Genomic DNA, 7,146 nt, shown 5'->3' with positions numbered 1-7,146 from the left:
TGTAAATTCTCTTAATCCCTTCTACAGCACAGGTTATGGCCTTTTGTCAACGGGGAAGTCCAGATATATCAGCAGCTGCGTGTAAGCATCCCACCGAAAAACTAATGCGCGAGGGGTTTGGGGACGGCGCTTGCGTCCCCAACGGGGGGTTTGGGGGGTAGAACCCCCCAAAAGCTTGGATTGAGTGATAAAATCGAAAGTAACGCCCGACTTTAGCCGAGAGTTTCCCCTTAAAAATCCCAACTTAGTAGATTTACAAAAATGAGATGCAGCCTTCTCGTTTCTGTCTGGAAGGAAGAGCCAATATTTTCCTAAAAACGGCGGGTTTTATCGATTCCGTAGATAATTCCCGTCACCACGGAAGAGAGAATTAATAACAAAATTAATCCTCCGGGTAAAAAAGATAATATCCCCATGCCGCGCAATATATAAACTAACACGGTCACTAATAGGAAACCGAAAAAAAGAGACTTTAAATAACTAGAATTTGAGCGCATTTACTTAGATTAACACTTACTCTTGAGTTAAGTTTAACTTTTCGGCAATCATTGCCAGAATTTTTTCTTCCCTTTTTCCGTTACTGATAGATTCCAGTAACCAGCAATTGAGAATAATTTTTTCTCCGTTGGATAAGGTTAAAATAATCCGTCGGTAATTAGACCCCAAAAAGCCTTTGTACTCTTCTACTTTTGCCTCAACAATTCTCTCTAGAAGATAATCACTTTCACTTCTAAAAGTTAAATGTTGTCGCCTACGGGTTAGGGTAGCGGTACCCTGATTAAAGACATAACTCTCCCAATAGCTGACATCATAAAGTAACAATAGACCTGACAATAAGCATAACATACCCCAGAGATAATAGGGATAATTATGGTGGTGTTCTAGCAGTGCTGACAAGGTATCTAGGGGACTTTTGGCAATAATTTCCTGAGCTTGATATCTATTCACAAAACTCTCAAATCGAGTTTTAAAATCACTAGCTGACTGCACATCCCGAAAATTCTCGATGTAGAGATAGTTATTTCTCCCGACCAATAAAACCGTGTTATTAACAGTTTTTTTCTGCTCAACACTGATAAAAACTTCTTGATAGACAGCCGTAGCTTTAATGTGAGTTAAAGAAAAATTTTCCCGACTAGAAACAGGAAAATTATACTCTTGGACATATTGACAATCTATTCTTTTTGTGCCTAACCTCATGCAGTCGAGATAAGCGCGCTGGAAAGAAACCACATAGGCTAAAAAGAGCAAGGGAACCCCAGCCAGAAAAAAACCCAGAAAAGGACGATATTTAGGAGCCTTATTTTCTAATAAGAGTGTAGTCAGCGTTTTTTGCTTAACTCGCATAGGAAACCCTACAGGTACTTTGTTCTAATTGTACTACAGCTTTTTTCAGCATCCTTCTCAGGATCGATTTATTTAATCTGCTGACGGGGAAAATTGTAATGATTATTCACGAAAATCTGACATCAGTCTCTAGACTGCCTCTATCTTGACCTTTTTTGTCTGGGTTTGGCACGGTAAAACCCTGTTTATCGAGTTTTTGTAAAGCTTTGGCGATTTTTTGTTTATTGTTTGTATTTAAAGTAAATATATAAACAAAGCTGTTTTTATAAGTTTTTATGACTTTAAAAAACTTTATAAGCTCTAAAAGATTATTTATCTAATTTTTAAGCGTTCAATCTCACTCTAGCTATAGCAGATAAAAATTGAGCCTCTTTCCAAGGGGTGGGGAGATGGTCAATAATTGGGATCAAAGCACTGATAAACAAACTCACCATTCAAGCGCACATTTAGGAGAACTTCCATGCCTTTAACACTCGCAGTCTACGGAAAAGGTGGCATCGGTAAATCGACAACAAGCTGTAATATTTCGGCTGCTTTAGCCAAAAGAGGCAAAAAAGTCCTACAAATAGGCTGTGACCCCAAGCATGATAGCACCTTCACCCTGACAGGCTTTCTGATTCCCACAATCATCGATACCCTGCAAGAAAAAGATTTTCACTACGAAGACATCTGGCCCGAAGACGTTATCTATGACGGTTACGGTGGTGTCAAATGCGTGGAAGCGGGGGGGCCTCCGGCCGGTGCCGGTTGTGGCGGTTACGTCGTCGGGGAAACGGTGAAATTATTAAAAGAATTGAACGCTTTTGATGAATTTGACGTGATTTTGTTCGATGTTTTGGGGGATGTGGTCTGTGGAGGATTTGCCGCACCCTTAAATTACGCCGATTACTGCATAATTGTCACAGATAACGGCTTTGACGCTCTTTTTGCCGCCAATCGCATCGCCGCTTCCGTCCGAGAAAAAGCGCGCACCCATCCCCTGCGACTAGCCGGATTAATTGGTAATCGCACCTCAAAACGCGATTTAATTAATAAATATGTAGATCATGTTCCCATGCCAGTGTTAGAAGTTTTACCCTTAATTGAAGATATTCGCGTCTCCAGAGTTAAAGGTCAAACTCTCTTTGAAATGGCCGACAAGGATCCGATGTTAAGTTATGTTTGTGACTATTATCTCAACATTGCCGATCAGATTTTAGCCAAACCAGAAGGAGTTATTCCCAAAGAATCTGCCGACCGGGAATTATTCACTTTATTATCGGATTTCTATCTTAATGCCGATAAACCGAAAGTTAACGCCGAGGAAGAATTAGACCTGATGATGGTTTAGATTATTTTGTAGGGTGGGTTAGAGACAGCGTAACCCACCAATAACCACCAATAATCACCAATAAACTCTTTTTCTGGGTGGGTTACGGCGAATAATTAACTTATTAGTTAATAGCCTAACTTATCGTCACCTAACCCACCCTACCCACGAATTTTATCGAGGACTTGATAATGATCATTTTTTCCTCTCATTGGGAATTCTAATAGGGAAAACATCATTATTTAGCCAAGGGGACAAAATGAGCAACTTTGAGGAATTAAAAGCCACCTTAGCGAGGCAATGGTTAGATTACTACCAAAATAATCAAGCTTGGATTAAGTCTTTAATGGATTCTAGAGGTTCGTGGCGAAAAACTCCCGACGGTGGTAAACGTCCTAGTTCTGACATCATTATAGCGGCAATGACCGTTTTAGAATCTCAATTATCAGTGTGGATGTATCACTTTTGTCAGCTTAATTCCGATGGAGACAAACTGCTAGAAGTTTTAGGATTAAATTTTGATCCTGAGAAAAAACAACTAGAAAAGAAAGAAAGAGAATTAAGTAATTCTTTATATCCTAATGAGGATCCTGTACTGCAAAAAATCCGCCAAGAGTTACAACGAGAAAACCTAAATAAACCAAGTTAAAGGAGAACCAAACAACATGACCGCCACTCAAGAACCGAGCGCTTTACAATTTGATTGTGAAACTGGCAACTATCACACCTTTTGTCCGATTAGCTGTGTTGCTTGGTTATACCAAAAAATCGAAGATAGTTTCTTCCTTGTTATCGGCACAAAAACCTGTGGTTACTTCCTGCAAAATGCTATGGGGGTGATGATTTTTGCTGAACCGCGTTATGCTATGGCTGAATTAGAAGAAGGGGATATTTCCGCTCAACTAAAAGACTACGAAGAACTAAAACGCCTCTGCTTACAAATTAAACGAGATAGAAACCCTAGCGTTATCGTTTTTATCGGTACTTGTACCACCGAAATTATCAAAATGGACTTAGAAGGATTAGCACCGAAACTAGAGTCAGAAATCGGTATTCCTATCGTGACAGCGCGCGCTAATGGTTTAGATTATGCTTTTACCCAAGGGGAAGATACCGTCCTCGCTTCTATGGTGCATAAATGTCCCGAAAAAGTTAAGCACGAAGATGAAAAAGAAGAACGGAATGCCATCCAGAAACTCTTAACTTTTGGACGGAAAAAAGAAGAAATTAAACAGGAAGAATCGGAATATAAAGACCATCCTCCTTTAGTTTTATTTGGTTCTGTTCCCGACCCGATTGTGACTAATTTAACCCTAGAATTGAAAAAACAAGGAGTTAAAATTGATGGTTGGTTGCCGGCCAAACGCTTTACTGAATTACCGGTAATTGAAGAAGGTTATTATGTCGCTGGTGTCAATCCTTTTCTATCACGAACTGCCACCACTTTAATGCGTCGTCGTAAGTGTAAATTAATTGGTGCACCCTTTCCCATCGGTCCGGATGGAACCCGCGCTTGGATAGAAAAAATCTGTTCGGTTTTGGGAGTACAACCGCAGGGATTAGAAGAAAGAGAGGCAAAAATTTGGGAAAGTTTAGAGGATTATCTGCAACTTGTGCGCGGTAAATCGGTCTTCTTTATGGGGGATAATTTACTAGAAATTTCTCTGGCACGTTTCCTAATTCGTTGCGGGATGACTTGTGATGAAATCGGTATTCCTTACATGGATAAACGCTACCAAGCGGCCGAATTAGCATTACTAGAAAAAACCTGTAATGATATGGGTGTTCCCATCCCGAAAATTATCGAAAAACCTGATAACTACAATCAGATTCAGCGCATTTACGAGTTAAAACCCGATTTAGTGATTACAGGAATGGCCCATGCAAATCCCTTAGAAGCGCGGGGAATTAACACTAAATGGTCGGTAGAATTTACTTTTGCTCAAATTCATGGTTTTACCAATGCGCGAGATATTTTAGAATTAGCTACTCGTCCCCTGCGTCGCAACAATAACCTCAAGGAATTGGGTTGGGACAAGTTAGTTAAAGAGTCGGCAAAAGTGTAAATTTGTTGTCAAAAGTGTACAGTCATCAGGTAAGGAAAATCAATTCCTTACCTTTTTTCCTGTGATTGTTTGCCGATTCTGAGGACAATTCTTGTTCAAATGCTCAACAAGTGCATAAAATAAAAGTATAGTCTCCTTTATTCCTTAGAGACTGTTAGGGTTAATATGCAATGCTCATCGGATTTAGTGTCGGCAATTATCGCTCTTTTAAAGATGTAGTAACTCTCAGTATGGTAGCTGCAGAGGAGGCCAATGGTAATGATGAGCTTGATAAAAATAATGTTTTTAAGGTTAATCAACAATTTAGTTTACTGAAAAGTGCCGCTATTTATGGAGCAAATGCCAGTGGTAAGAGTAATTTAATTCTGGCATTCGATTTTATGCGACGGTTTGTCATGAATTCTGCTAAATTACAAATCACTGACAAAATAGATGTGGAAGACTTTAGATTAAGTACCGAAACTGTTGATAAACCATCCTTTTTTGAAATAGTTTTTCAGCTAAAAAATAAAACTTATAGATATGGATTTGAAGTAACTCAAAAGCGAGTAGTTTCCGAATGGTTATTTTGTACGCCCAGAAGTCGTGAAACTAAAATTTTTAATCGGCAAGGCGATAAAATAGAATATAGCAAAAATATTGAACAAGGTAATATGCTAAAAGGATTGACAAAAAAAAATACTTTGTTTTTATCAGTAGCGGCTCAATTTAATGATTCTCTAGCGGTGGAAATTGTCTCTTGGTTTGGTCGCTTAGGTGTTGTGTCTGGGTTAAATGTGGAATTATTAAAAGCGATTACGCTTGATTATCTTTCTGATAGACAAGATTCTGATAGACAAAATTTGATTGATGGTGTAACTAAGTTAATTAAAAAATTAGATTTAAGTATTGACAATCTCAACCTAGAAACAGAAACCAGAAAAATTTCCTTAGATAGTTTCCCGCAAGATTTACCGGATGTTGTCAGAAATATCATCAGTCACTCTAGCGGTGAAATAAAGTCCGCTACCATAAAAACCTATCATCCAAAGTATGACTCAACAGGTAAAATAATTGAGTTAGAAATTTTTGATATGGACAAACATGAATCTGATGGAACTAAAAAGATTTTTGCTCTGTCAGCACCGATTTTAGACACTTTGCAAAAAGGGGAAGTTTTAGTAATTGATGAATTGGATGCCAGACTTCATCCTTTAATGACTAGAAACATAATCGAATTATTTAATTCTCAGAAAACCAATCCCAAAAATGCTCAACTTATTTTTACTACTCACGATATTAATTTACTTAGTCATAAATTTTTGAGGAGGGATCAAATTTGGTTTACCGAAAAAAATCATCAAGGAGCAACAGATTTATATTCTTTGGTGGAATTTGCTGATATTAAGAATAATGATACCTTTGAAAAAGATTATATTCAAGGTCGTTATGGAGCAATACCTTTTATTGGTGATTTAAGTACAATTATTGGTAATTAGTATGAGTAACAACAGGAATACTTCTGATTATTTGCGTCGCCAAATTAAGACTAGAGAAACAAGAAAAAAATTTTTAATTGTTTGCGAGGGAGAAAAAACTGAAGTTAACTATTTTAAGGCTTTTACTGTTCCTAAGCAAATTGAAGTTAGGGTGAAAGGTGAAGGTAAAAATAGCTGGAGTTTAGTCAAAAAAGCTATTCAGATTATAGATAATCTAAAACAAGATGACTCATTTGATCAAATCTGGTGTGTTTTTGATAAAGATAACTGTTCTAAAGAGCAATTTAATCAAGCAGAAAGACTGGCTAAAGAAAACAATATCAAGATTGCCTATTCTAATGAAGCTTTTGAAATTTGGTTTATTTTACACTTTCAATATCTGGATATTGCCACATCCCGAAGTGAATACCTAAAAATTTTAACTAACCAGATGAAAAAGCATGGATTATTAAACGAGCAAGAAAAATATGAAAAAAATCGGGAGGATATGTACGAAAAATTAAAGCCATACCAGAAAACAGCAATCACCAATGCAGCAAAAATTATTCAAGATAGAGATGAAGCAAAAAAACATCCTTTTGATGCCAATCCCTCAACCACAGTACAGGAATTAGTGCAAGAACTTAACATCAATAGTCGTCCTTAAGCTTAATTCTCTGGTAGCGGGGTGCATCCCACATTTGCAGAAATACCGACAATCAGCAATTATCAGTGACTCTTAAATTAGTACAAAAATATGAACAATCGCGTGTAAGCATCCCACCGAAAAGCTAATGCGCGGGGGGTTTGGGGGCGGCGCCACGCCCCCAACGGGTAGGGCTGTTTCATTTAAATTAAGTAGGGCTTGCTGAAAAAGTCGCTCAAAGAATTATGCTATTAAGTGCCAATAATTTGTCGTTCAAATGATAAGTTTTACTTGAGTAAAATCACTTTTAACATAATTTTT

7 protein-coding genes are annotated in these 7,146 nt (G+C 37.8%); 5 read left to right on the top strand and 2 right to left on the bottom strand.

Going from position 1 to position 7,146, the window contains the following annotated elements:
* Positions 1-311 precede the first annotated feature (311 nt).
* Complete coding sequence (locus IM477_RS10210) at positions 312-497, bottom strand: hypothetical protein (protein ID WP_002798718.1); 186 nt, start codon at positions 495-497, stop codon at positions 312-314.
* 16 nt (positions 498-513) lie between these two features.
* Positions 514-1,347, bottom strand: a complete 834-nt coding sequence (locus IM477_RS10205) for a hypothetical protein (RefSeq protein WP_287731612.1) — start codon at positions 1,345-1,347, stop codon at positions 514-516.
* Between the two features lie 460 nt (positions 1,348-1,807).
* Between IM477_RS10205 and bchL the strand changes: the two genes are divergently transcribed.
* The 5 genes from bchL (at position 1,808) to IM477_RS10180 (ending at position 6,846) form a co-directional block, all read left to right on the top strand.
* The gene (gene bchL, locus IM477_RS10200) at positions 1,808-2,677 is read left to right on the top strand and encodes a ferredoxin:protochlorophyllide reductase (ATP-dependent) iron-sulfur ATP-binding protein (RefSeq protein WP_002759152.1); all 870 of its coding nucleotides are present in this window, start codon (positions 1,808-1,810) and stop codon (positions 2,675-2,677) included.
* Between the two features lie 238 nt (positions 2,678-2,915).
* Positions 2,916-3,305, top strand: a complete 390-nt coding sequence (locus tag IM477_RS10195) for a DUF5331 domain-containing protein (RefSeq protein ID WP_287731611.1) — start codon at positions 2,916-2,918, stop codon at positions 3,303-3,305.
* 16 nt (positions 3,306-3,321) lie between these two features.
* Positions 3,322-4,722: a ferredoxin:protochlorophyllide reductase (ATP-dependent) subunit N gene (locus IM477_RS10190; protein WP_002740797.1), complete on the top strand. Its 1,401-nt coding sequence runs from the start codon at positions 3,322-3,324 to the stop codon at positions 4,720-4,722.
* A 170-nt stretch (positions 4,723-4,892) separates the two neighbouring features.
* A complete protein-coding gene (locus tag IM477_RS10185; protein ID WP_287731610.1) occupies positions 4,893-6,200 on the top strand; it encodes an AAA family ATPase in 1,308 nt (435 codons plus the stop codon).
* Between the two features lies 1 nt (position 6,201).
* Positions 6,202-6,846: an RloB family protein gene (locus tag IM477_RS10180; RefSeq protein WP_287731609.1), complete on the top strand. Its 645-nt coding sequence runs from the start codon at positions 6,202-6,204 to the stop codon at positions 6,844-6,846.
* The last annotated feature ends 300 nt before the right edge of the window (positions 6,847-7,146 follow it).

The organism is Microcystis sp. M090S1 (assembly GCF_020246295.1).
In the GTDB taxonomy this organism is placed as follows: Bacteria; Cyanobacteriota; Cyanobacteriia; order Cyanobacteriales; family Microcystaceae; genus Microcystis; species Microcystis aeruginosa.
The sequence above is the reverse complement of the archived record's forward strand: the minus strand, read 5'-3'. Positions and strand labels throughout refer to the sequence as shown.

Bases quoted from the DNA above. Each gene is read 5' to 3' on its own strand.
- IM477_RS10210 (WP_002798718.1), bottom strand. From the start codon at position 497: ATGCGCTCAAATTCTAGTTATTTAAAGTCTCTTTTTTTCGGTTTCCTA.
- IM477_RS10205 (WP_287731612.1), bottom strand. From the start codon at position 1,347: ATGCGAGTTAAGCAAAAAACGCTGACTACACTCTTATTAGAAAATAAG.
- bchL (WP_002759152.1), top strand. From the start codon at position 1,808: ATGCCTTTAACACTCGCAGTCTACGGAAAAGGTGGCATCGGTAAATCG.
- IM477_RS10195 (WP_287731611.1), top strand. From the start codon at position 2,916: ATGAGCAACTTTGAGGAATTAAAAGCCACCTTAGCGAGGCAATGGTTA.
- IM477_RS10190 (WP_002740797.1), top strand. From the start codon at position 3,322: ATGACCGCCACTCAAGAACCGAGCGCTTTACAATTTGATTGTGAAACT.
- IM477_RS10185 (WP_287731610.1), top strand. From the start codon at position 4,893: ATGCTCATCGGATTTAGTGTCGGCAATTATCGCTCTTTTAAAGATGTA.
- IM477_RS10180 (WP_287731609.1), top strand. From the start codon at position 6,202: ATGAGTAACAACAGGAATACTTCTGATTATTTGCGTCGCCAAATTAAG.